Raw genomic sequence first — 22,746 nt, forward strand, 5'->3', positions numbered from 1 at the left:
GTCGGCACGCGGTGCACCGCAGGTCTCGGGAAATACCCGGGGCCGCCGCGGCGCGCTCCTTAGAATGGCCGGCTCCGTCGACGCGAGCGCCCATGCCCCGCAAACTGTTCGTCACCACCGCGCTGCCCTACGCGAACGGCGCGTTCCACATCGGCCACATCATGGAGTACATCCAGGCCGACATCTGGGTGCGCCTGCAGCGCATGCGCGGGCACGAGGTGCACTTCGTCTGCGCCGACGACGCGCACGGCGCGCCGATCATGATCGCCGCCGAGAAGGCGGGCAAGACGCCGCAGGCATTCGTCGCCGAGATCGCCGCAGGCCGCAGGGCCTACCTCGACGGCTTCCACATCGGCTTCGACAACTGGCACTCGACCGACGGCCCCGAGAACCATGCGCTGGCGCAGGACATCTACCGCGCGCTGCGCCGCGAGGGGCTGATCGCGGTGCGCGAGATCGAGCAGTTCTACGACCCGGTCAAGGGTATGTTCCTGCCCGACCGCTACATCAAGGGCGGCTGCCCGAAGTGCGGCGCGCCCGACCAGTACGGCGACGCCTGCGAAGTCTGCGGCGCGGTCTACGGCCCCACCGAGCTGCACAACCCCTACTCGGCGCTGTCGGGGGCGACGCCGCTGCTGAAGAAGAGCGAACACCACTTCTTCCAGCTCAGCTCGCCGCGCTGCGTCGAGTTCCTGCAGGAGTGGACGGCCACGCCCGGGCGGCTGCAGCCCGAGGTGCTGAACAAGATCCGCGAGTGGTTCGCGCCCGACGACGAGGGCCGCGCGACGCTCGCCGACTGGGACATCAGCCGCGACGCGCCGTACTTCGGCATCGAGATCCCCGACGCGCCGGGCAAGTACTTCTACGTCTGGCTCGACGCCCCGGTGGGCTACCTCGCGTCGCTGAAGAACTGGTTCGACAGGAACGGCTGGGACTTCGACGCCTACGTCGCCGACCCGGCGGTCGAGCAGGTGCACTTCATCGGCAAGGACATCACCTACTTCCACACGCTGTTCTGGCCGGCGATGCTGCACTTCAGCGGCCGCAAGACGCCGAACCACGTGTTCGTGCACGGCTTCATCACCGTCAGCGGCGAGAAGATGAGCAAGAGCCGCGGCACCGGCATCAGCCCGCTGCGCTACCTCGAGCTCGGCTTGGACGCCGAGTGGCTGCGCTACTACATCGCGGCCAAGCTCAACGGCCGCGTCGAGGACGTCGACTTCAACCCCGACGACTTCGTCGCGCGCGTCAACGCCGACCTGGTGGGCAAGTACGTCAACATCGCCAGTCGCGCCGCCGGCTTCCTCGCCAAGCGCTTCGGCGGCCACCTGTCGGCCGACACCGGCGTCGAGGGCCGGGTGCTGCTCGACGCGCTGCGCGCGCACCGCGAGACGGTCGAGACGTTGTACGAGCAGCGCGAGTACGGCAAGGCGCTGCGCGAGGTGATGGCGCTGGCCGACCGCGTCAACGAGTACGTCGACCTGCACAAGCCGTGGGAGCTGGCCAAGCGCCCGGGCGCCGACGCGGTGCTGCACGACGTGTGCACCGTGTGCATCGAGGCCTTCCGCGTGCTCACGATCTACCTCAAGCCGGTGCTGCCGGCGCTCGCCGCGCGCGTCGAGGCGTTCCTGAAGGTGCCGCCGCTGGCCTTCGCCGACGCGCAGCGCGCGCTCGGCGCGCACCGCATCGGCGAGTACCAGCACCTGATGCAGCGCGTCGACCCGAAGCTGCTCGACGCGCTGTTCGAACCCCCGGCGCCGGCGGCCGTGCCGCCCGGCGGCGAGGCCGTCGCGCCCGAGATCAGGATCGACGACTTCGCGAAGGTCGACCTGCGCATCGCGAAGATCGTCGACGCCGCGCTGGTCGACGGCAGCGACCGGCTGCTGCGCCTGACGCTCGACGCCGGCGAGTCCGACGCGCAGGGGCGCCCCAGGCTGCGCACCGTGTTCAGCGGCATCCGCAGCGCCTACAAGCCCGAGGACCTGGTCGGCAGGCTCACGGTGCTGGTGGCCAACCTGGCGCCGCGCAAGATGAAGTTCGGCACCAGCGAAGGCATGGTGCTGGCGGCCAGCCACGCCGACGAGACGGCGCAGCCGGGGCTGTGGGTGCTCGAGCCGCACGCCGGCGCCCGACCCGGCATGCGGGTGCGCTGATGGCCGGCGGCGCGCGACGGCCGGCGCACGTGCTGTCGCGGCGACGGCGCTTCATCGCGCTGCGCCACCACTGCGGACCTCCGGGCGGACCCGACGCCGCCCGCCGCCCCCTGTCCCGGAGGATCCATGCCGCCCGTTCCCATCCAGCCCTTCCGCCCCCGCCTGCTCGATGCGCTGCGCGGCTATGACCGCGCGCAGCTGGTCGCCGACCTCGGCGCCGGCCTCACCGTCGGCATCGTCGCGCTGCCGCTGGCGATGGCCTTCGCGATCGCCTCGGGGCTCAAGCCCGAGCAGGGCATCTTCACGGCGATCATCGCCGGCTTCCTGATCTCGGCGCTCGGCGGCTCGAACGTGCAGATCGGCGGGCCCGCCGGCGCGTTCATCGTCATCGTCTACGGCATCGTCGAGCGCTACGGCCTGGCCAACCTGCTGATCTCGACCATGCTCGCCGGCGTGCTGCTGTTCGCGCTCGGCTTCCTGCGGCTGGGCGCGCTGGTGCGCTACATCCCGGTGAGCATCGTCATCGGGTTCACCAACGGCATCGCGGTGCTGATCGCGCTGTCTCAGGTCAAGGACCTGCTGGGCCTCGAGATCGACAAGCTGCCGGCCGACTTCTTCACCCAGATCGGCGTGCTGGCGCAGCATCTGCACACGGTCAACTGGGCCGCGCTGGCGATCGGCGCGGCGTGCCTGGCGCTGGTCGTCGCGTGGCCGAAGTCGTACACGATGCCCGCGGCGCCGACCACCGCGCCGCAGCGGTGGCGCCGCCACCTGGCCCAGGTACCCGGCACGGTGATCGCGCTGGCGGCGGCGACCGCGGTCACCGCGCTGTTCGCGCTGCCGGTGGAGACCATCGGCTCGCGCTTCGGCGGCATCCCGCAGTCGCTGCCGGGCCTCGAGCTGCCCGAGTTCAGCTGGGCCAGCGCCAAGCAGTTGCTGATCCCGACGCTGACCATCGCGCTGCTCGGCGCGATCGAGTCTCTGCTGTGCGCTCGCGTGGCCGACAACATGGCCGACATCCCGCGCCACGACCCGAACCAGGAACTGATGGCGCAGGGGGTGGCGAACTTCGTCACGCCGCTGTTCGGCGGCATGCCCGCCACCGGCACGATCGCACGCACCTCGACCAACGTGCGCGCGGGCGCGCGCACCCCGGTGGCCGGCATCGTGCACGCGGCCACGCTGCTCGTGATCGTGCTCGCCGCCGCGCCGCTGGCGCTGCACGTGCCGCTGGCCGCGCTGGCCGGCATCCTGCTGTTCGTCGCGTGGAACATGGGCGAGTGGCACGAGTTCGCGCGCCTGAAGCGCTTCGCGCTGACCTACCGCGTGACGCTGGTCGGCACGTTCTTGCTGACCGTGATCTTCGACCTCACGGTGGCCGTCGAGGTCGGCCTGGTGCTGGCCTGCGTGTTCTTCATCTGGCGCATGAGCCAGCTGTTCCGCGCCGAGCCGCTCGACGACGAGGCGCTGCGCCGCGAGACCGGGCTGGAGGCGCCGCGGCCCGAAGGCGTGCACGTGCTGCAGCTGTACGGGTCGCTGTTCTTCGGCGCGGTCGGCAAGATCGAGGGCATCCCCGAGGCGCTGCCGGCCGGCACGCGCGCGCTGGTGCTCGACCTGCACCGCCTGGTGCAGCTCGACACCACCGGCGTCGACGCGCTGACGCAGCTGCTGCGCGCGCTGCGCAAGCGCGGCGTGGTGCTGCTGCTGGCCGAGCTCAACGAGCAGCCGCGCTCGCTGCTGCACCGCTCGGGCTTCGACGTGCTGCTCGACGACGGCGCGATCGCGCCGACGCTGGCCGACGCGCTGCGCCGCGCGGCGGCGTCGGTCGCCGACACGCCGGCGGCCAGCGCCTCGGCGACCGGCGCCCCGACCGCCTGATCAGCGCCAGAACGGCTTCGCGCGCGCCAGCCGGTGCAGCGCGCGCGCGCTGCGCGCGAGCTGCGCGTCGCGCTGCGCCGCGAGCCAGCCGAGCGCGAACCATGCGCGCGAGTCGTCGGCCAGCCGCGCTTCGAACAGCGACTGCGCGACCAGCACGTCGTTGTAGTCGCCCAGCGCCTCCTGCGCCGGGCGCAGCCGCGCCAGGTAGCGCTCGACCGCCTTGCGCGGATACAGCGCGGCGGCGAACTCGACGCTGTAGCGCAGTCGCTTGATGCGCTTGCGCACGCGGTGCTGGTCGTCGATCGGCAGGGCCGCGAAGTCGTCGGCGCGCGACACCACGCTCTTGTGCGCGCGCTGCAGCCGCCGGCGCACCCAGCGGCGCAGGTCGTCGCCGCCTTCGGTGCCGACGGCCCACGACGGCTCGGCGGCCGGCGACGCGCCGGCAGGCTCGCGCGGCTGCACGAACCCGATGAGCCCCAGCAGCAGCTGCGTCCAGCCGGGTTCGCGCAGCACGGCGGCCGGATCCTCTGCAGCGGCGCCCGCACCGGGGTCGGCCAGCGGGGCGCCGGCCGCGGCCAGCGCCGGCAGCAGCGTGGCCGCCAGCGCGTCGCGGTCGCGTGCGGCGCCCAGGCGCGCGAACACCGCCGTCAGCGCCGGCTCCCACGCGGGGTCGGCGTCGGCACCGTCGGCATCGCCGAACACGCGCAGCGCGGTGCGCAGCCGCCTCACGCCCACGCGCAGCTGGTGCACGTGCTCGGCGTCGTGCGCGCCGGCGGCCACGGCGCTGGCGTTGGGCAGCACCTGCGCCAGGCACGAGTGCACCATCGCGCGCAGCGCGTCGGCCGGCGTGGCACCGCGGTCGAGCGCCGGTGCACCCGCGCGCGTCGCCGGCGACGCCGCCTGCGCGCGTGCCAGCAGGTCGCCGCGCTCGGCCTTGGTGCGCACGTCGAGCCACAGGCCGTGGCGCCGGGCCCAGCGCGCCGCCAGCGCGACCAGCGCACGCGGTGCACCCGAGATGAGTTCGAACTCGATCTCGGCCAGCGGCGCCTGCGCGTCGCCGGCGCGCAGCGCGCCCACGTCGAGCGCGACCTCGACCGTCGCGCCATCGGCACGCAGCCGCCGGTGCGTGCGCCGCACGTCGGTGGCGAACAGCGGCTGCAGCGCCGCCGCGTCGATGCTGGTGGCGCGCAGCGCGTCGCCGGCCGGCGTGCCGTCGTGGCGCGACAGGTCGAGCACCGGTGTGCCGCGGGCGCGCACCGGCGCGTTGTGCTCGACGCGCGCGATCAGCCCGTCGCCACGGCCCTTGAGCGTCTGCACCCAGCCGCCGCCCTCGCGGCGCAGCCGCAGCGCGAAACCGGCCGCCGCGAGCTCGCGCCCGGGCGTGTCGAAGTACATCGCCTGCAGCCGCGTCGTGCGCGCGCTCACGGTGGCCACGGACCGGCGCACCGCGTCGAGGCGCGGCGCCGGCACCTGGAACTTCAGCTCGACCTCGTGCATCGCGCCGCCCCCCGCGTCGGCGTCGGCGACCGCCGCGTCACTGCGTGCTCGGCCCGCCACGCTCGTAGCGCGGGTCGTTGCCGCTGGCGGTCGATCGCACGCGACCGTCGGCGTCGAAGCTCACGCTGAACATCAGCGCCTGTCCGCCGTCGGCGTAGCGCCACTCCCAGACCTCGTCGGGCTGCAGCGCGAAGGTGCGCGCCGCGGCCGGGCGGCCGAGCGTGCGGCGCACCTCGGCCTTGTCCATGCCCGGCACGATGCGCGCGAAGTGCACCGGCGTGAGCACCTGGCGGATCTCGCGCAGCCGCCCGTCGGGGCCCAGCGTGATGAACCAGTTCTCCTGGCCCTCGGGCTGGCGCGGGTACTCGAAGGTGCGCGCGCCGTCGGGCTCGTCGACGACCGACGCCGGCTCGCCGAACTCGCGCCGCACGTCGGCCTCGGTCGACACGCCGACCTGCAGCCTGGCCACGCGCGCCGCGTCGCAGCCGACTAGCGCGGCCAGCGCGATCGCCGCCCCGCCCAGCGCGGCCCCCCAGCGCGAAGGATTCGCCATGGCCCCCCCCCAGTAGAATCACTGCCCGGTCTGCATCCTAACCAACGCGCGCCATGCCTCTGTTCTGGAAGCCGTACAAGTCCGACGTCACGCGGTTCATCGACGAGCTGAAGGCGAGCAAGCCGACGCTCGAGGCCGAGCAGCGCGCCGGGCGCGCGCTGCTGTGGGACCGCGCGCTCGATCGCGACGCGCTGGCCGAGTGGCGCGAGGCGCGCGTGCCGCAGCAGCCGTACGTGTACCAGACGAAGACCCCGTGAGCGCGACCGCCGCCGCGCCGGCGGCCGACGCGCTGGCCACGCCCGCACACCAAGCGACCGTGCCCGACGTCGTCGACGGCATCGCGGTGGCACGCCTGTACGGCGAGCCGCTGTTCACGCTGCCCACCGACCTGTACATCCCGCCCGACGCGCTCGAGGTCTTCCTCGAGGCGTTCGAGGGCCCGCTGGACCTGCTGCTGTACCTGATCCGGCGGCAGAACTTCAACATCCTCGACATCCCGCTGGCCGACGTGACGCGCCAGTACCTGACCTACGTCGAGCAGATCCGCAGCCGCAACCTCGAGCTGGCCAGCGAGTACCTGCTGATGGCGGCGATGCTCATCGAGATCAAGAGCCGCATGCTGCTGCCGCCCCGCAGGCGCGACGACGGCAGCGAGCCCGAGGATCCGCGCGCCGAGTTGGTGCGCCGGCTGCTGGAGTACGAACAGATCAAGCTCGCCGCGTCGCGCCTGGAGGCGCTGCCGGTGCTCGGGCGCGACTTCCTGCGCGCGCAGGTGGCCGTCGAGCAGAGCCTGCAGCCGCGCCTGCCCGACGCCTCGCCCGACGACCTGCTCGCCGCGTGGCTCGACATCCTGCAGCGCGCCAGGCTCAACCAGCACCACCGCATCACGCGCGAGCAGCTGTCGGTGCGCGAGCACATGAGCCTGGTGCTGCGCACGCTGCAGGGGCGGCGCTTCGTCGAGTTCGCCGACCTGTTCGACACCCGCCGCGGCGTGCCGGTGGTCGTCGTCACCTTCATCGCGCTGCTCGAGCTGGCGCGCGAGCGGCTGGTCGACGTGACGCAGGCGGAGGCCTTCGCGCCGATCTACGTGCGGCTGGCGTACCAACCGGCCTGAGCGGGCGCCGCGCCGGTCTACGCATCAAGGAAGTGCCGCCGGTAGCGTGCCGGCAGCTCGGCCAGCCGCAGCATGAGCGGCAGGTCGGCGGTGCCGAAGTCGGGATCCCAGGCCGGGGCGCCGAGCAGCTGGGCACCGCAGCGCAGGTAGCCCTTGATCAGCGGTGGCGGCTCGACGCTGCGTCCGGTGACCAGCGCGTCGACCGGCAGCGGCAGCCGCGGCTGCACTCGGTGCTCGACCGGCGCCAGGCGCGTCGCGGCAATGTGCGCCCACAGGTCGGCCGCAAGGTGCCCGCCATCGTGCATGCCGACGCTGGCGCAGCCGATCATCGTCGTCAGCCGGCGGCGGGCCATGAAGTCGCCGAGCGCGGCCCACAGCATCAGCATGGTCGCACCGTCGCGCCAGTCCGGGTGCACGCACGAGCGGCCGAGCTCGGCCAGCTGCGCACGAAGGGGCGCAGCCGGGTCAGGTCGAACTCGGTTTCGCTGTAATAGCCGCCGGCGCGGCGCGCGGCGTCCGGCGTCAGCACGCGGTAGGTGCCGACGACCTCGGCCGCATCGCCCTGTCCGGCGACGACCAGCAGGTGTTCGCAGAAGGGGTCGAACGCGTCGGCGTCCAGCCCGGGCGGGGTGCCGTGCGGCGGCGTGATGCGCGCGCCCATCTCGCCCACGAAGACGCGGTGGCGCAGGGCCTGCGCACGCCGCACGTCGGCCTCGTCGCGGGCCCAGCGCGCCGCCAGTCCGGGGGGTGCCGCACCGGCGGCGGGGCGGCGCGCGGCGAGGGTCGGGCGCTCGTGCAGCGTGGCGGTGTCGTGCATCCCGGCAGCGTCGCGCCGTCGCGTGACCCCGCGTTGAAGCCGTGATGACGCGGGCGTGACAGCGCTGCGCGCGCCGTGCAGACGCGCCGGCGCGGGGCCGACCTCAGCGCGCGCCGGCCGGCGCCGCGGTGGCCGCCGCAGCCCCTTCCACCTGCGGCTGGCCCTGCCACAGCAACTCGTAGCCGAGCTCGCTGGTGTGCTCGCAGTGTGCGGCGAGCTGCCCGAACTTCTCGCGGAACACCGCGTCGGCGTGCGAGCGCTCGTGCTGCTCGAACGAGCGCCAGTAGGTCACGATCACCAGGTCGTGGTCGGCGACGCCCTGCGCCGAGATGCCACCGTCGATCGAACCCTGCTCGGAGACGAAGCCGGCGAAGCGCATCACCTGCCCGGCGACGAAACCGCCCTGGCCACCGTAGGTCTCCTTGACCACGTTGCACATCTCGGCCAGCGCCACCTCGACGTCGTCGATCGAGACGCCGGGCTTGAGCTTGACGGTGTTGAACAGCATGCGCACGCCGAACGGGATCGTGACCGGACCGAACATCGCAAACCCTCCCGAGAACCTTGCGGATGCGAAGAGTCTGCCGCGCACCGCGCGACATCGACCGCTGGCCGAGGGCTTGCCCACGCCGGGCGCGCGGGCATGGCGGCGCGTCACGGCACCGGCCGGCATCGGGCGCACGACGACGGGTGCCACAGACCAGCGCTAGCATCGCCCCCCGAGGAGCGATGCCCGCCACCGTTCGCAACCACCTGCCCGCCTTCGTCCGGGCCCACGCGCTGCCACCCGCCGCTTCGCGGCCGGCGTGCGCTGCCCGCGTGGCCGGCGAGGCGCTTGCCGAGGACGAGTCCCATGCCCCCGCCCGACCCCGGCACCGTCGTGTCGGCCGCTGAGCCGCCGGGCCGCGGCCCGGTGCTCGAGGTGCTGCTCGTCTTCCTCAGGCTGGGCCTGACCTCGTTCGGCGGTCCGGTCGCGCACCTCGGCTACTTCCGCACCGAGTTCGTCGAACGGCGGCGCTGGCTCGACGACAAGAGCTACGGCGATCTGGTCGCGCTGTGCCAGTTCCTGCCCGGGCCGGCGAGCAGCCAGGTCGGCATGGCGCTGGGCCTGAAGCGCGCCGGCTGGGCGGGCGCGCTGGCGGCCTGGCTGGGATTCACGCTGCCGTCGGCGATCGCGCTGATGCTGTTCGCCCACGGCGTGGCCGAGTGGAGCGCGCTGGCCTCATCGGGCGCGGTGCACGGGCTCAAGGTCGTCGCGGTGGCCGTGGTCGCGCAGGCCGTGTGGGGCATGGCCAAGGCGCTGTGCCCCGACCGGCTGCGTGCGGGCATCGCGATCGCCGCCGCGCTGGTGGTGATCGCCGCGCCGACGTCGGCCGGGCAGATCACCGCGATCGTGCTGGGCGGCCTGGTCGGGCGCTGGGCTCTGAGGCTCGCACACCTGTCACCCGCCACGCACCAGGACGACGGCGTCGGGCGACGTCGGGGCGCGCTGCTGCTGGCGCTGTTCGTGGCGCTGCTGATCGTGCTGCCGGCGCTCGCCGCCGCGCAGACCTCACCCTGGCTCGGTGCCGTCGCGGTGTTTTACCAGGCCGGCGCGCTGGTGTTCGGCGGCGGCCACGTCGTGCTGCCGCTGCTGCAGGCGGGCGTGGTGCCGCCCGGCTGGGTGAGCAACGATGCCTTCCTGGCCGGCTACGGGGCGGCACAGGCGGTGCCGGGGCCGCTGTTCACCTTCGCGGCCTACCTGGGGGCCGCCATGCCTGCCCCCCTCGGCGGCTGGGCGGGTGGGTTGGCGCTGCTGGTGGTCATCTTCGTCCCGGCCTTCCTGCTGGTGGCCGGTGCACTGCCGTTCTGGGAGGCGATGCGGCAGCGCGACGGCGTGCGGCGCGCGATGGGCGGCATCAACGCGGCCGTCGTCGGCGTGCTGGGCGCGGCACTGTACGACCCGGTGTGGACGAGCGCGATCCACTCGCGGGCCGATTTCGGGCTGGCGCTGGCCGCCTTCGGCCTGCTCGTGCACGCCCGCATGTCGCCGGTGCTGGTGGTCGCGATCGCGGCGGCGGCGGGGTGGCTCATGGCCCTGTAGGCATCGAAGGCCCGGGGCGCGTCGCGCCTGCACGCGCGGACTCACCCGCTGCGCGTGCCGGCACGACATCGGGCACGAGCCACGGCGACGCATGCGATACGACGCGGGCAACCATCTCGTCGCGATGCTCGTGGCCGTGGCTCTGCACGCCCTGGCGTTCGCGCTTGCCAGCGACGATGCGCTCAGGTTCACGATCCGGCCGGACCGGCCGCAAGCCGTGCAGCAGATCGTCGTCGTGGAGATCCTGCCGCCTGCGCCGGAGGCGAGCCAGCGCGAGCGCGGGCTCCCGGTCGCCGCGCCGGCACCCAGCCCGGCGGCGGTGCGTTCGATCCGGGCGCCTCGCAGCAGCCCCGCGGCGAGTCCGGCCACGCCACGTCGACCGGCTTCCATGGCAGCGCCGCCGGCCCCGACGGCCGCGGAGTGGGCCTTCGCCGCCACGTACCGGCTCAGGAACGGCAAGGGCTACCGCTACGCCTGGGGTCGGCAAGTCCGCAGCATGATGGGCACCGCCGTCGAGGGGCCCGACCAGGGCATGGTCAGGTTCCGGGTGGAGATCGCGCCCGACGGGACGCTGGCCCGCCTGGAAACGCTGTGGACCACGTCGGCCGTCGCCGAGCACCTGGCGCGCAGGGCCATCGAGCGCATGCCGCCTCTGCCGCCGACGCCCACCGGCAGGCCGCTGGTCTTCGACAGGACGATCTCGTTCACGCCTCATGCCGCGGACGGACCGCCGGTCTACCGCGACGACTGCCTGCCCGACCCGCCGTCGTTCCGCAATCCGTTTGCCTGGGACGGCAGATCACCACCGGCGCGTGCCGACCCGGGTCGCGTCGAAAGTCCCGATCCCCAGACGCTGCACGAATGCCTCGAGCAGCTGCCGCAGGACTCGGTCGAGGCGCACAGCGCTCACGACCGGCGACTGAGGGATCAGTGGGATTCCAGCGGTCTGAGGCGATGAGCCGAGTCGGCCCTCGTGCAGACGACCCGGGGCCGGGCACGCGCGCATGGTCCCGGCCGGGACCTCGCGCAGGCGAACGCGTGTTCGCATCAACCGCCGGACGCCGCCGGACGCACACCCAGCTTGAAGCCGATCATCGCGCGCAGCCTGTTCGGCAGCACCGGCTTGATCAGCACGTGGAAGTCGTGCGCCGCGGCTTCGTCCTCGTGACCGCCGAGGCTGCTGCCGGTCACCAGGATCGCGGGAATCGTCGGCGCGCCGAAACGCGCGCGCACCAGCGCCAGCGCGTCGATGCCGGTGCGCCCCTCGGGCAGCCGGTAGTCGACCAGCAGCAGGTCGGGGCGCGCGGAAGCGTCGCCGTCGACCCAGGCGCGCACGGCGTCGACGCCGTCGAACGCGAGCACCTGCGCGCCCCAGGCCTGCAGCAGCACGACCAGCCCGTCGCGCACCGCGATCTCGTCCTCGACGACGACGATCAGCCGGTCGTCGAGCGTCAGCCCGAGTGCCGCCTTGGACGGCGCCGCGTCGGCGCCGAGCGCGCGCGGCGCCTTGCCCAGCGGCACCGTCAGCGAGAACACCGTGCCGTGGTGCAGCCGCGAGCGCACCGTGATCGGCGCGCCCATCAGATCGGCCAGCCGCTTGACGATGGCCAGCCCCAGGCCCAGGCCCTTGCGCTGGTGCGGCTCGAGCGGTCGGTTCGCGTGCACCTGGTAGAACTCGTCGAAGATGCGCGGCAGGCTGGCCTCGGCGATGCCGATGCCGCTGTCCCAGACCTGCAGCAGCAGCGCGTTGCCGCGCCGGCGCGCGCTGACCAGCACGCCCCCGTCATCGGTGTAGCGGATCGCGTTGCTCACCAGGTTGCGCAGCACGCGCTCGAGCAGCACCGGGTCGGCGTGCGCGACGTGTCGCTCGCCGCGCAGGTGCAGCGCCAGCCCCTTCTCGAACGCCGCCGGCTCGAAGTGCAGGCGCAGCCGCGCGAACAGCTCGCGCAGCGGCACCGGCTGCGGGTGCACGTCGACGCCGCCGGTGTCGATGCGCGTGATGTCGAGCAGTTCGCCGAACAGCCCCTCCAGCGCGTCGACGCTCTCGTTGATGCTGTTGACCAGCGACGCCACCTCGGGGTCGCGGCTGCGTTGGCGCAGCGCCTCGGCGAACAGCCCCATCGCGTGCAGCGGCTGGCGCAGGTCGTGGCTGGCGGCGGCGAAGAACTGCGTCTTCGCGCGGTTCGCCGCCTCGGCCTGCCGTCGTGCCGCGTCGGCCTCGGCCTTCTCGAGCTGCAGTTGCCCGGCCAGGTGCTCGCTGTGCTTGCGCAGCTCGAGCGCGTCGGCCAGCGCGCCGCGGTAGGTGCGCGCCATCAGCAGCGTGGCGACGAACAGCAGCAGCATCAGCCCGGCCAGCTCGAGGTGGTTGGGCTCGGCGGTGTCGAGCGCCACGCGCACGATGCCGGGCACGAAGACCAGCGCGACGAAGATCGCGAACATGCGCCGCTGCGTGCCCAGGATCTGCACCGCGCCGAAGCTGTAGGTGGCGATCATCAGGATCAGCGCGGTCTTCTCGAACACGCCGCCGATGCCCCAGAACACCCAGGCGGCGACGCCCCACATCGCGCCCTGCGCCAGCGCCAGCCAGGCCAGCGGCGCGCGCTGGCGCCGCACCGTCGCGTCGTCGGCGCCCGCGCGCCAGCCGAACCACAGCCAGTGCGCCAGCCGCAGCAGCCACAGCAGCGCGACCGGCACGAACCACAGCGCCAGCCGCCACGGATCGGCCACCGGCCCGAAGATCAGGCCGACCAGCACCATGCCCACGGCGTTGCCGAACAGCGCCACCGGCGACTGGCGCAGGTGCGCGCGCACCGCCTCGGCGGCGATCGCCTCGGCCGACTGCGGCGCGCCGCGTGCCGGCACCGCGTTCATGTCAGCGGCTCCCAGTCGCGCCGCGCGGCCCGCACGGCAGGGCAGCGACGCCATCGAGCGAGCGCCGCGGGTGCGGCGGCGCCGGTCCGCCGGCGGTGCCCCCTGCCCCAAAACGGGCGCGCGCAGCGCGTCGGGGCAGGCCCACGTCACCCGCGGCTGCGCATCCAGCCCGGACCATGGTCGCGCGTCATCTGGCCCACCGCGATCACCGCCTGCGTGCGCGTGCTGACGTTGAGCGCGCGCAGCACCGCGGCGACATGGTCCTTCACCGTCTCCACCGACAGGTTCAGCTCGCGCGCGATCAGCTTGTTCGGCTTGCCCTGCAGCAGCTTGGCCAGCACCTCGGTCTGGCGCGGCGTCAGGCCGATGCGATCGAGCGGCGCCACGCCCTGGTAGCCGGCGGCCACCGCGGCCTCGCCCACCGGGATGTCGACCTGCGGCGTCACGCGCATCACGTCGGGCACGGTGTCGCCGCCCCTGGGCGGCGGCGCCTCGCCGCCCAGCGTGATCGGCGGCACGTAGATGCCACCGGACATCACCATGCGCAGCGCGTCGAACAGCATCTCGTTGGACGCGCGCTTGGGCACGAAGCCCATCGCGCCGAGGTCGATCGCGCGGATCACGTCGGCGCCGCGGTCCGACGCCGAGACCACGACCACCGGCAGCGCCGGGTAGGTCTGGCGCATCTCGGCCAGCACGTCGAAGCCGTCGGCGTCGCCGAGCGACAGGTCGAGCAGTACCAGGTCGAAGCCGGCGTCGTCGCGCAGCGCGCGCCGCGCCTCGGCGGCGCTGGCGGCGCTGACCACCGTCACGTCGTCGCCGAGGCCGCGGATCACGGTGTGCAGCGCCGCGAGGATCAGTGGATGGTCGTCGACCAGCAGCACTTTCATGACCCGCGCTCCCTCGTCGTCGATCCCTGGTGGGCGGTGGTCGATGGTAGCCCACCGCCGCGGGGCACCCAAGCCCCGCGCGAGGCTCAGGCGTAGCGCCGCGACACCGACTCGGCGACGCACACCGGCCGGGTCTGCCCCTCGCGCTCGACGGTGACCTCGGTGGTCAGCTGCGCGCCGCCGTCGATCTCGTCGTAGGCGAGCAGGCGGAAGTGGCCGCGCAGCCGGCTGCCCACCGGCACCGGCGCCGTGAAGCGCACGCGGTTCAGGCCGTAGTTGACGCCCATGCGCTGGTCGTCGATGTGCAGCGCGGTCTCGCCGAACAGCGGCAGCAGGCTCAGCGTGAGGAAGCCGTGCGCGATGGTGGTGCCGTACGGCCCGGCAGCGGCGCGCTGCGGGTCGACGTGGATCCACTGATGGTCGCCCGTGGCCTGGGCGAACAGGTCGATGCGCTGCTGGTCGATCGTGACCCAGTCGCTGGTGCCGATCGGCTCGCCGACCCGGGCGCGCAGGTCGCGCAGGTGCGCGTAGCGGCTCATGACGCGGCCCACTGCAGCAGCGGCTGCCACTGCGGCAGGTCGCGCTCGACGCGGCTGGGCGCGACGTCCCACAGCGTCAGCCCGCGCGCGGCGAGCTGCACGTAGTTCTGCGTGTCGCGCAGGAAACCGAGCACCGGCACGCCCAGCGACTCGAGGTAGCGGTGCAGCTGCTCGTTGCTGATCGTGCCCTCGCGCACGCGCATGCCGATCACGCCGAAGGCCACGCGGTCGGCGCGCTTGTGCGCGCGCAGCTCGGCCAGGAACGCGTGCGTGGCCTGGATGTCGAACAGGCTCGGCTGCAGCGGGATCACCAGCTTGTCGGCGGCCTTCATCACGTTGTCCAGGCGCTTGCCGTGCATCCCCGCCGGCGTGTCGAGCACGACGTGCGTGGTGCCCTTGGGCGGGCGCACGACGTCGTCGGGGTGCAGCTCCCAGCCGCGGATGACCGGCAGCGCGGGCGGGCGCCGCGCCAGCCACTGGCGCGACGACTGCTGGCGGTCGACGTCACCGAGCATCACCGCGTGACCCTGGTGCGCCAGCGCGCCGGCCAGGTTCGTCGCCAGCGTGCTCTTGCCGACCCCGCCCTTGGGGTTGGCGACCACGATCACCGGCATGCGCGTCCCTCTGTCGCTTCGATGCGGGCGATCGTACCGTCGCGCGGCGAGGCTCCGCGACCGGACAAACCCAAGCGGCCGACGCCGGCGCGCCGCAGCCGAGGGCACTCCGGGGGGCTACGTCACGCCGTCCCACAGCAGCTTGCACCCCGTGAGGAACATCCCCGCGTAGGCCACGCGGTAGAACCAGGTCGGGCGGATGCGCCGCAGCGCCCACACGCCCAGCCACACGCCCAGCGGCGCCAGCGGCAGCAGCACCAGCGACGTCGTCAGGTTGCGCCCGTCGATCAGCCCGAGCCAGGCGTAGGGCACCCACTTCGACAGGTTCACCGCGGCGAAGAACACCGCCATCGTCGCGCTGAACACCACCGGCGGCAGGCGCATCGGCAGCACGTACGCCGAGATCGGCGGGCTGCCGGCGTGCGCGACGAAGCTGGTGAAGCCCGAGGTCAGCGCCGCCAGCCAGCCGACCCAGCGAGGCGGGCGCGGGCGGTCGGCACGCGGCGGGAACAGCCCGCGCTGCAGCAGGAACAGCAGCGTCAGCGCACCGACGACGCCGGCCAGCGTCGACGCCGGCAGCAGCCCGAACACCGCGGTGCCGACCACGGTGCCCGCCAGCCCGGCGGGCAGCAGGTGCGCGATCAGCGCGCGGTCGCGCTCGCGCCACAGCTGCTGCAGCCCGGTGGCGTCCATCACCAGCAGCAGCGGCAGCATGATCGCCGCGGCCTGCGGCACCGGCACCGCCAGCGCCATCAGAGGCGTGGCCAGCGCACCGAAGCCGCCGAGGAAGCCGCTCTTGCCCAGCCCCATCAGCAGCACCGCCGGCACCGCGACGGCGTAGAACCAGGGGTCGGTGATCATCGAGGCGGCGGCAGGCAGCGGCGGCAGGCGAGGAGCGCCGCGCATTGTCCACGCCGGCATCCAGCGGCGCTGAACGCGGCGTGCGAACCCCGCCAACCCGCGGCACGGGCCGCGGTGCTTCAATCACGGCATGAACACCACCGCCCCTCCCGCCATGCCCGCCATGCCCGCCCTGTTCGTCTCGCACGGTTCGCCGATGACGGCGCTCGAGCCCGGCGACGCCGGCGCGCTGTGGCAGCGCCTGGGCCCGGCGATCGACGCCACCTTCGGCCGCCCGCGCGCGATCGTCGCGCTGTCGGCGCACTCGCTGACGCGCGAGCCGGTGCTGCTCGCCGCGGCGCGCCACGAGACGGTGCACGACTTCGGCGGCTTCCCCGACGCACTGTACCGCCTGCGCTACGACGCCCCGGGCGCGCCGGCGCTGGCGCCGCGCGTGCAGGCGCTGCTGGCCGGCGCCGGCATCGCGTCGCACGTCGTCGACCAGGGCGGGCTGGACCACGGCGTCTGGGTGCCGCTGCGCTTCGTCTACCCCGACGCCGACGTGCCGGTGCTGCCGCTGGCGTGGGTGCCGGGCGACCCGCCGGCGGCGCAGTTCGCAATCGGCGCGGCGCTCGCGCCGCTGGCCGACGAGGGCGTGCTGGTGCTGGGCAGCGGCAGCATCACGCACAACCTGCGCCTGCTCGGCGACTTCACCGGCCGCGGCCCCGCGGCGCAGCCCGAGCGTGCCGAGAGCGCGGCGTTTCGCGACTGGTTCGCCGAACGCAGCGCTGCGCTCGACTGGGACGCGCTGCTCGACTACCGGCGCCGCGCGCCGCACGCCGCGCTGATGCACCCCAGCGACGAGCACCTGCTGCCGTGGTACGGCGCCGCCGGCGCCGGCGGCCGAGCGCACGCGCCGCTGCGGCTGCACGCCGGCAGCGCCTACGGCGCGCTGGGCATGGACGCCTACGCGTTCGGCGCGCAGGCGTCGCGGCTGGCGCAGGCGCTGGGCGCGGCGTCGGCCGCCTGATCCGGCGCGCGCCGGCTCACCGCGCCGGCGCGCTGCCGACGACGCCCTCGACCAGCCAGTCCATGGCGGCGATGGCCGCGTCGTCGAGCCGGCCGGCGGCCAGCCGCGTGCGCCCGCCCTGGTCGACCAGCGGCGCGGCGAACACCGCGCGCCGGCCCTGCGCGATCTCGCGCTCGAGCCGCGCCAGGTCGCGGCGCAGCGACTCGGGCAGCGACGGGTGCAGCGCGCCGAAGCGCACCATGCCGTCGGCGAGGCCGCCCCACACCGGCCGCGGCGCCCAGGTGCCGGCGCGCACCGCCTGCACGACGCGCTGGTAGTGGCCGCTCCAGTCGGCGGTCACCGCGGCGATCTGCACGTCGGGCGCGAAGGCGCGCATGTCGCCGTGGTAGCCGATCAGCTTCACCCCCCGCGCCTGCGCCGCCTGCGGCACCGCCGGCGACGCGGCGTGGTAGGTCAGCACGTCGGCGCCGGCGTTGACCAGCGCGAGCGCCGCGTCGCGTTCCTTCGGCGGGTCGAACCAGGTGTCGAGCCACAGCACGCGCAGCGTGGCCTTCGGATTGGCCGCGCGCATGCCCAGCGCGAACGCGTTGATGCCCTGCACGACCTCGGGCACCGGGAAACCCGCGACGTAGCCGGCCACGCCGCTGGCGCTGACGCGCCCGGCCAGGTAGCCGGCGAGCCAGCGGCCCTCGTAGAGGCGCGCGTTGTAGGTGCTCAGGTTCGCCGCGGTGCGGTAGCCGCCGGCGTGCTCGAACTTCACCGCCGGGAACTCGGCGGCCACGCGCAGCGCCGGCTCGAGGTAGCCGAAGCTGGTGGCGAAGACCACGGCGCAGCCGCGCTGCGCGAAGTCGCGCATCACGCGCTCGCTGTCGGCGCCCTCGGGCACCGACTCGACGTGGCGCGTGGCCACCTGCCCCGGCAGCGCGCGTTCGAGCGCCAGCCGCGCCTGCTCGTGCTGGTAGGTCCAGCCGGCCTCGCCGATCGGGCTGACGTAGACGAAGCAGGCCTGCACCGCAGGCTGGGCGTGCGCCACGCCAGCCAGGCCGACGAGCAGGGCGAACAGGGTGCGACACGCGCGCGCGCCGGCGCGGCTGAGGTTTTTGTACATGGTTGTCCTCGACATGGCCACCGCGGGGAAGGCGCACGGCCGCCCAGGTGGCGTCGCGGCGTGCGAGGGGCGCGATTGTAGGCGTGCGGCTATCCTTGCGCCCCCGCAGCACCATGGCCGGCATCCACGTCACCGACATCGAACGCGCCATCAACTGGTGGCGCGAGCGCTCGCCCAGCGCCGACGGGGTCACCGCCTGCGCCGAGGTGCGCGCGCTGGCCGAGGTCTACGCGCTGATGGTCTACTTCCGCCACGCCGAGTGCGACGAGGACACGATGCCGGCGGCGGCGAAGTCGGCGTGGCTCGCCTGGTACGCGACCACGCCCGACGCGCCGTGCATCGCGATCTGCTCGACCAGCCAGGGTGACGACGTCTGCAAGGGCTGCGGACGCACGTTCGACGAGGTGCAGCACTGGCCGGTGTACACGCCGGGCGAGAAGCGCGCGGTGTGGCGGCGCATCACGCTCGAGGCCAGCGCGTGGCGCTTCAACCGCTACGCGGAACGCGCGCGCGTGGCCGACGGCGCCGACCACCCGAGCGCCGACGCGCTGGAGCGTGCGGCCGACGCCGCGCGCCGCCCGCGTTGAACGCGTCCGACGGTGCGCCGGCGCCACCGCGCGGCTGGACCGGCAGCGCGCGGCGCATCGTGCCGCTGGCCTGGCCGGTGTTCGTCGGCCAGCTCGCGGTGCTGGCGTTCAGCACCGTCGACACGCTGCTCGTCGCGCGCTACGCCGCCGCGCGGGGCAGCGCCGACGACCTCGCCGCGCTCGCGGTCGGCGCGGCGGCGTACATCACGGTGTTCATCGGCATGATGGGGCTGGTACTGGCCGTCGGGCCGATCGCCGGGCAGCTGTTCGGCGCGCGCCGCCACGCCGAGGCCGGCGAGCAACTGCACCAGGCGGTGTGGCTGGCGCTGGGCGGCACGCTGCTCGGGGGCGCGGCGCTGGCGTTCCCGCAGCCGTTCCTCGCGGTCGCGCAGGCCGGGCCCGAGGTGGCGGCGAAGGTGCGCGGCTACACGCTGGGGCTGGCCGCGGCGCTGCCCGCGGCACTGCTGTTCACCGCCTACCGCGGCTTCAACATCGCGGTGTCGCGGCCGAAGGCCGTGATGGCGCTGCAGCTGGCCGGGCTGGCGCTGAAGCTGCCGCTGTCGGTGGCGCTGGTGTTCGGCGCCGGGCCGGTGCCCGCGCTGGGCGTGGTCGGCTGCGGCATCGCCACCGCGGTGGCGATGTGGGCGCAGGTGCTCGTCGCCTGGGTCGTGCTGCGCCGCGACCGCTTCTACGTGCCGTTCGCGCTGTGGGGCCGCGGGCTGCACCCGCCCAGCCGCGTCGCGCTGGGGGCGCTGCTGCGCCTGGGCGTGCCGATGGGGCTGGCAACGCTGATCGAGGTCACCGGCTTCTCGTTCATGGCGCTGTTCATCTCGCGCCTGGGCACCACGCCGGTGGCCGGGCACCAGATCGCGGTCAACCTGATGGCGCTGCTGTTCATGATGCCGCTGTCCGTCGCGCAGGCGGCGAGCACGCTGGTGGCGCAGCGCATCGGCGCCGGCGACATCGGCGACGCGCGCCGCCTGGGCTGGCACGGGCTGCAGCTGGGCATCGGCGTCGCCGCGCTGATGGGCACGGCGGTGTTCGCGCTGCGCGAGCCGATCGTGCGGGTCTACTCCGGCGACGCCGCGGTGGTCGCCGCGGCGCTGCCGCTGCTGCGCTGGGCGGCGCTGTTCCACGTCGCCGACGCGGCGCAGATCATCGCCGCGTTCGTGCTGCGCGCGTGGCGCGTCGCGACGCTGCCGCTGGCGATCTACGTCGTCTCGCTGTGGGGCGTGGGGCTGGGCGGCGGCTACGCGCTGGTCACCCACGGCGAGGCCCTGGTGCCGGCGTCGCTGCGCGGCGCCAGCGGCTACTGGGCCGCGTGCACGCTGGGGCTGGTGCTGGCGGCCAGCGCGCTGAGCGCGCTGCTGGCGGCGGTGCTGCGCCGGCAGCGGCGGCGCTGAGGCTCAGCCGGCGTGCGTCCCGACCGGCAACACCAGAACGAAGCAGCTACCACCGCCGTCGCGCGGCTCGCAGCGCGCGCTGCCACCGTGCGCCTGCGCGATCTGGCGCACCAGGCTCAGCCCCAACCCGACGCCGCCTTCGCGCTCGGCGTGGCCGGGCAGGCGGAAGAACGGCTCGAAGATGCGCTCGCGCAGCGCCTCGGGCACGCCGGGGCCGCGGTCGCACACGCGCAGCTCGACCTCCCCGCCGGCCGCGCGCCACGAGACCTCGGCGTCGCCGCCGCCGTAGCGGCGCGCGTTCTCCAGCAGGTTGCGCAGCGCGCGACGCAGCAACCGCTCGTCGCCGTGCGCCTGCGGCGGCGCGGCACCGGCGTCGTCGACTCGCGCGCCGGTGCGCGCCGCCTCCTCGACGACCAGCGCGCGCAGGTCCACCGGGTCGCGCGCCACGTCTAGCGAACGCGCGTCGAGCCGGCTGGCCAGCAGCACCTCCTCGACGAGCGCGTCGAGCTCGGCGATGTCGGTGTCGATCTCGCGCTGCAGCCGCTCGCGACGCTCGCCCTGCGCGCCGTCGAGCATCGCCAGCGCCATCTTCAGCCGCGCCAGCGGCGAGCGCAGCTCGTGGCTGGCGTTGGCCAGCAGCGACTGGTTCGATCGCACCAGCGCCTCGATGCGCTCGGCGGCGTGGTTGAAGCTGGCGGCCACCGCGGCCACCTCGTCGTGGCCGCCGACGTCGACGCGCTGGTCCAGCGCGCCGGCGCCGAAACGCTCGACGCCGGCCTTCAGCGTCTCGAGCCGGCGCGTGAGCCGGCGCACGACCGGGTAGGCGCCGGCCGCGACGGCGACGAACAGCAGCGCCAGCACGAGCAGCAGCCCGGTGCCGCGCGCCCACGGCGGCGGCGCGAACCACGGGCGCGGCAGCGCGTCGGCGCCGCGGTGCGGCATCGCGCGCCATCCCGGCCTCGCGTCGTCGCCGGCGGCCAGCCGCTCGCCGCGGTCGCCGCGGCTTGCGCGCGGCACGCGCATCAGCCACAGCGTGCGGCCGTCGTCGAGGCGGATCGCCAGCGTGCGCGGCGGCGGCCCGGGTGGCGCTGCGGCCTCGAGGTGCTCGTACAGCGGCGACGCGCCGATGCGCCGGCCGGCGGCGTCGTCGAGCGCCAGCGGCAGGCGCAGCCGCAGGCCCCACTCGCGCAGCGCCTGCGCCTGCTCGTCGTGCGGCGCGTCGGGCCCGGGCAGCGAACGCTGGATCAGCTCGGCCCAGGCGGCCGAGCGGTCGGAGGCGATCGACTCGTAGCGGTCGCGCTCGCGTTCGATCTGGCGCTGGAACATCCAGCCCGAGCCGAGCGCGAACAGCGCCAGCACCGCGACCACCGTCAGCCACACGCGCAGGTACAGCGAGCGCATCGGCTCAGCCTTCGTCCTGCCGTCGCGCGAACAGGTAGCCGGCGCCGCGCACCGTCAGCACGCGGCGCGGGTTCTTCGGGTCGTCCTCGATCGCGGCGCGGATGCGCGAGACGTGCACGTCGATCGAACGGTCGAACGCGTCGACCGGGTGGCCCTTGAGCGCGTCCATGATCTGGTCGCGGCTGAGCACGCGCCCGGCGCTGCGCGCCAGCACGACCAGCAGGTCGAACTGGTGCGCGGTCAGGTCGCAGTCGCGGCCGTCGAGGCGTGCGCGGCGCTGGTCGAGGTCGACCTCGAGCCGGCCGAAGCGCAGCACCTCGCCGGGCACCTCGCTCGACGCGCGGCGCAGCAGTGCCTTCACGCGCGCCAGCAGCTCGCGCGGCTCGAAGGGTTTGGGCAGGTAGTCGTCGGCGCCGATCTCGAGCCCGACGATGCGGTCCGTCGGCTCGCCGCGCGCGGTGAGCATCAGCAGCGGCAGGCGGCGCGTGCGCGGGTCGGCGCGCAGCTCGCGCGTCAGGTCGAGCCCGTCGCCGTCGGGCAGCATCAGGTCGAGCACCAGTGCGTCGGGCAGCTCGCGCGCGAGCCGCGCGCGGCCCTCGGCCAGCGTGCCGGCCACGTCGACGTCGTAGCCGGCGGCGCGCAGGTAGTCGCCGACCATCGCCGCGAGGCGCAGGTCGTCGTCGATCAGCAGCAGGCGCGCGGCGGTCATCGGTGAGTCGGTTCGGGGCGGCGCGGCAGCATAAACCGGCGGCGCCGCCACCCCCGGTCACGAGCCACGCTGGCCGTCGTGCTGGCGGCGTTCGCGCAGGTGGCGCTGCATCATCTCGCCGCGCTGCTGCATGCGCTCGACCAGCGTGGCGCGCTGTTCGGGCGTGAGCACGCGCCCGACGTCGACCATCGCCTGCGCCATGCGGCGCGAGACCTGGTCGTGGTGCTGCAGCATCTGCTGGCGCTGCGCCTCGACCGCCGCGGCGTCGATGTTCGGCTGCGCGAACAGCTTCAGGCCCTGCTCGCGCAGAGCGCGCCCGGCGTCGCGCTGCGACGCCAGGTCGGCACGCGCAGCGTCGACGATGGCGCGGATCTGCGTGCGCTGCTCGGCGGTGGCGTCGATGCGTTCGAGCATGCGCTCGATGCCGCGGCCGTGCATCGGCATCGCCATCGGGCCGCCCATCGCCATTGCCGCGGGGGCTCCGTGCATGCGCTGCATGCGGTCGCCGTGCGCGTGTGCGCTGAACGCGACGGCGCCGATCAGCGCCGCGGCCAGCGGCAGCGCGATGGCCAGCCTGGACTTGCGCGACAGGGGTTGCTTGGGGGTCGTCATTGCGGGCACTCCTTGAAGGTGATGATCCGAGGCCCCGAAGGATGCAC

The 22,746-nt window shown here is 74.3% G+C and carries 21 protein-coding genes and 1 pseudogene; 9 read left to right on the forward strand and 13 right to left on the reverse strand.

The annotated features are described in order from the left end of the window. Positions 1-92: 92 nt before the first annotated feature. Both metG and PKC53_RS02140 read left to right on the forward strand, forming a co-directional pair. On the forward strand, positions 93-2,153 hold the full coding sequence (gene metG / locus PKC53_RS02135; protein ID WP_324425822.1) for a methionine--tRNA ligase: 2,061 nt from the start codon (positions 93-95) through the stop codon (positions 2,151-2,153). 126 nt (positions 2,154-2,279) lie between these two features. Beyond that, on the forward strand, positions 2,280-4,031 hold the full coding sequence (locus PKC53_RS02140) for a SulP family inorganic anion transporter (RefSeq protein ID WP_324425823.1): 1,752 nt from the start codon (positions 2,280-2,282) through the stop codon (positions 4,029-4,031). On the opposite strand, the gene PKC53_RS02145 is transcribed toward PKC53_RS02140, so the two are convergent. Next, positions 4,032-5,528 (reverse strand): CYTH and CHAD domain-containing protein, encoded by a 1,497-nt coding sequence (locus tag PKC53_RS02145; RefSeq protein WP_324425825.1) that lies wholly within the window; start codon positions 5,526-5,528, stop codon positions 4,032-4,034. A 37-nt stretch (positions 5,529-5,565) separates the two neighbouring features. Next, positions 5,566-6,081 carry an outer membrane protein assembly factor BamE gene (gene bamE, locus PKC53_RS02150; protein ID WP_324425827.1) on the reverse strand — a complete coding sequence of 172 codons (516 nt, stop codon included), beginning with the start codon at positions 6,079-6,081 and terminating at the stop codon, positions 5,566-5,568. A 53-nt stretch (positions 6,082-6,134) separates the two neighbouring features. Here bamE and PKC53_RS02155 point away from each other — a divergent pair, with 53 nt between their 5' ends. Further along, positions 6,135-6,338, forward strand: a complete 204-nt coding sequence (locus PKC53_RS02155) for a DUF3460 family protein (protein ID WP_324425829.1) — start codon at positions 6,135-6,137, stop codon at positions 6,336-6,338. Next, positions 6,335-7,195: a ScpA family protein gene (locus tag PKC53_RS02160; protein ID WP_324425831.1), complete on the forward strand. Its 861-nt coding sequence runs from the start codon at positions 6,335-6,337 to the stop codon at positions 7,193-7,195. Before PKC53_RS02155 ends, PKC53_RS02160 begins: the two co-directional genes overlap by 4 nt. Positions 7,196-7,212: 17 nt before the next feature. Here PKC53_RS02160 and PKC53_RS02165 read toward each other — a convergent pair. Further along, positions 7,213-8,012 (reverse strand): annotated as a pseudogene (locus PKC53_RS02165) (GNAT family N-acyltransferase). A gap of 103 nt (positions 8,013-8,115) precedes the next feature. Further along, positions 8,116-8,556: a hypothetical protein gene (locus PKC53_RS02170; RefSeq protein WP_324425834.1), complete on the reverse strand. Its 441-nt coding sequence runs from the start codon at positions 8,554-8,556 to the stop codon at positions 8,116-8,118. A gap of 309 nt (positions 8,557-8,865) precedes the next feature. Here PKC53_RS02170 and chrA point away from each other — a divergent pair, with 309 nt between their 5' ends. Beyond that, the gene (gene chrA / locus PKC53_RS02175) at positions 8,866-10,095 is read left to right on the forward strand and encodes a chromate efflux transporter (protein ID WP_324425836.1); all 1,230 of its coding nucleotides are present in this window, start codon (positions 8,866-8,868) and stop codon (positions 10,093-10,095) included. A gap of 91 nt (positions 10,096-10,186) precedes the next feature. Beyond that, the gene (locus PKC53_RS02180) at positions 10,187-11,053 is read left to right on the forward strand and encodes an energy transducer TonB (protein ID WP_324425838.1); all 867 of its coding nucleotides are present in this window, start codon (positions 10,187-10,189) and stop codon (positions 11,051-11,053) included. Between the two features lie 89 nt (positions 11,054-11,142). Here PKC53_RS02180 and PKC53_RS02185 read toward each other — a convergent pair whose 3' ends face one another. From PKC53_RS02185 to PKC53_RS02205, 5 genes are all read right to left on the reverse strand, one after another. Beyond that, positions 11,143-12,966, reverse strand: coding sequence for a hybrid sensor histidine kinase/response regulator (locus PKC53_RS02185; protein ID WP_324425840.1), 1,824 nt, complete (start codon positions 12,964-12,966; stop codon positions 11,143-11,145). A 146-nt stretch (positions 12,967-13,112) separates the two neighbouring features. Next, the gene (locus PKC53_RS02190) at positions 13,113-13,856 is read right to left on the reverse strand and encodes a response regulator transcription factor (RefSeq protein ID WP_324425842.1); all 744 of its coding nucleotides are present in this window, start codon (positions 13,854-13,856) and stop codon (positions 13,113-13,115) included. Between the two features lie 86 nt (positions 13,857-13,942). After that, entirely contained in the window at positions 13,943-14,395 is a 453-nt protein-coding gene (locus PKC53_RS02195) for a MaoC family dehydratase (protein WP_324425844.1), read from the reverse strand. Continuing rightward, entirely contained in the window at positions 14,392-15,009 is a 618-nt protein-coding gene (locus PKC53_RS02200) for a ParA family protein (protein ID WP_324425846.1), read from the reverse strand. The genes PKC53_RS02195 and PKC53_RS02200 overlap by 4 nt, the downstream gene beginning before the upstream one ends. Before the next feature lie 117 nt (positions 15,010-15,126). Continuing rightward, complete coding sequence (locus PKC53_RS02205) at positions 15,127-15,870, reverse strand: sulfite exporter TauE/SafE family protein (RefSeq protein ID WP_324425848.1); 744 nt, start codon at positions 15,868-15,870, stop codon at positions 15,127-15,129. Between the two features lie 154 nt (positions 15,871-16,024). On the opposite strand from PKC53_RS02205, the gene PKC53_RS02210 reads away from it, so the two are divergent. Next, on the forward strand, positions 16,025-16,879 hold the full coding sequence (locus PKC53_RS02210) for a class III extradiol ring-cleavage dioxygenase (protein WP_324425849.1): 855 nt from the start codon (positions 16,025-16,027) through the stop codon (positions 16,877-16,879). 16 nt (positions 16,880-16,895) lie between these two features. Here the strand turns inward: PKC53_RS02210 and PKC53_RS02215 are convergent, their stop codons facing one another. Next, positions 16,896-17,987 carry a BMP family ABC transporter substrate-binding protein gene (locus PKC53_RS02215; RefSeq protein ID WP_324425851.1) on the reverse strand — a complete coding sequence of 364 codons (1,092 nt, stop codon included), beginning with the start codon at positions 17,985-17,987 and terminating at the stop codon, positions 16,896-16,898. 113 nt (positions 17,988-18,100) lie between these two features. On the opposite strand from PKC53_RS02215, the gene PKC53_RS02220 reads away from it, so the two are divergent. Together PKC53_RS02220 and PKC53_RS02225 are read left to right on the forward strand one after the other, a co-directional pair. Beyond that, complete coding sequence (locus PKC53_RS02220) at positions 18,101-18,574, forward strand: DUF3717 domain-containing protein (protein ID WP_324425853.1); 474 nt, start codon at positions 18,101-18,103, stop codon at positions 18,572-18,574. Next, positions 18,571-19,977, forward strand: coding sequence for an MATE family efflux transporter (locus PKC53_RS02225; protein WP_324425854.1), 1,407 nt, complete (start codon positions 18,571-18,573; stop codon positions 19,975-19,977). The genes PKC53_RS02220 and PKC53_RS02225 overlap by 4 nt, the downstream gene beginning before the upstream one ends. Positions 19,978-19,980: 3 nt before the next feature. Here PKC53_RS02225 and PKC53_RS02230 read toward each other — a convergent pair whose 3' ends face one another. The 3 genes from PKC53_RS02230 to PKC53_RS02240 are packed head-to-tail and all read right to left on the reverse strand — an operon-like array spanning position 19,981 to position 22,699. Then, positions 19,981-21,378 (reverse strand): ATP-binding protein, encoded by a 1,398-nt coding sequence (locus PKC53_RS02230; protein ID WP_324425857.1) that lies wholly within the window; start codon positions 21,376-21,378, stop codon positions 19,981-19,983. Positions 21,379-21,382: 4 nt separating this feature from the next. After that, positions 21,383-22,087, reverse strand: coding sequence for a response regulator transcription factor (locus PKC53_RS02235; protein ID WP_324425858.1), 705 nt, complete (start codon positions 22,085-22,087; stop codon positions 21,383-21,385). Positions 22,088-22,144: 57 nt separating this feature from the next. After that, positions 22,145-22,699, reverse strand: coding sequence for a Spy/CpxP family protein refolding chaperone (locus PKC53_RS02240; protein WP_324425859.1), 555 nt, complete (start codon positions 22,697-22,699; stop codon positions 22,145-22,147). Positions 22,700-22,746: the final 47 nt, after the last annotated feature.

The sequence above is a fragment of the Azohydromonas sp. genome (assembly GCF_035325925.1).
Lineage (GTDB): Bacteria > Pseudomonadota > Gammaproteobacteria > Burkholderiales > Burkholderiaceae_C > Calidifontimicrobium.

Bases quoted from the DNA above. Each gene is read 5' to 3' on its own strand.
- metG (WP_324425822.1), top strand. From the start codon at position 93: ATGCCCCGCAAACTGTTCGTCACCACCGCGCTGCCCTACGCGAACGGC.
- PKC53_RS02140 (WP_324425823.1), top strand. From the start codon at position 2,280: ATGCCGCCCGTTCCCATCCAGCCCTTCCGCCCCCGCCTGCTCGATGCG.
- PKC53_RS02145 (WP_324425825.1), bottom strand. From the start codon at position 5,528: ATGCACGAGGTCGAGCTGAAGTTCCAGGTGCCGGCGCCGCGCCTCGAC.
- bamE (WP_324425827.1), bottom strand. From the start codon at position 6,081: ATGGCGAATCCTTCGCGCTGGGGGGCCGCGCTGGGCGGGGCGGCGATC.
- PKC53_RS02155 (WP_324425829.1), top strand. From the start codon at position 6,135: ATGCCTCTGTTCTGGAAGCCGTACAAGTCCGACGTCACGCGGTTCATC.
- PKC53_RS02170 (WP_324425834.1), bottom strand. From the start codon at position 8,556: ATGTTCGGTCCGGTCACGATCCCGTTCGGCGTGCGCATGCTGTTCAAC.
- chrA (WP_324425836.1), top strand. From the start codon at position 8,866: ATGCCCCCGCCCGACCCCGGCACCGTCGTGTCGGCCGCTGAGCCGCCG.
- PKC53_RS02180 (WP_324425838.1), top strand. From the start codon at position 10,187: ATGCGATACGACGCGGGCAACCATCTCGTCGCGATGCTCGTGGCCGTG.
- PKC53_RS02185 (WP_324425840.1), bottom strand. From the start codon at position 12,966: ATGAACGCGGTGCCGGCACGCGGCGCGCCGCAGTCGGCCGAGGCGATC.
- PKC53_RS02190 (WP_324425842.1), bottom strand. From the start codon at position 13,856: ATGAAAGTGCTGCTGGTCGACGACCATCCACTGATCCTCGCGGCGCTG.
- PKC53_RS02195 (WP_324425844.1), bottom strand. From the start codon at position 14,395: ATGAGCCGCTACGCGCACCTGCGCGACCTGCGCGCCCGGGTCGGCGAG.
- PKC53_RS02200 (WP_324425846.1), bottom strand. From the start codon at position 15,009: ATGCCGGTGATCGTGGTCGCCAACCCCAAGGGCGGGGTCGGCAAGAGC.
- PKC53_RS02205 (WP_324425848.1), bottom strand. From the start codon at position 15,870: ATGATCACCGACCCCTGGTTCTACGCCGTCGCGGTGCCGGCGGTGCTG.
- PKC53_RS02210 (WP_324425849.1), top strand. From the start codon at position 16,025: ATGCCCGCCATGCCCGCCCTGTTCGTCTCGCACGGTTCGCCGATGACG.
- PKC53_RS02215 (WP_324425851.1), bottom strand. From the start codon at position 17,987: ATGTACAAAAACCTCAGCCGCGCCGGCGCGCGCGCGTGTCGCACCCTG.
- PKC53_RS02220 (WP_324425853.1), top strand. From the start codon at position 18,101: ATGGCCGGCATCCACGTCACCGACATCGAACGCGCCATCAACTGGTGG.
- PKC53_RS02230 (WP_324425857.1), bottom strand. From the start codon at position 21,378: ATGCGCTCGCTGTACCTGCGCGTGTGGCTGACGGTGGTCGCGGTGCTG.
- PKC53_RS02235 (WP_324425858.1), bottom strand. From the start codon at position 22,087: ATGACCGCCGCGCGCCTGCTGCTGATCGACGACGACCTGCGCCTCGCG.
- PKC53_RS02240 (WP_324425859.1), bottom strand. From the start codon at position 22,699: ATGACGACCCCCAAGCAACCCCTGTCGCGCAAGTCCAGGCTGGCCATC.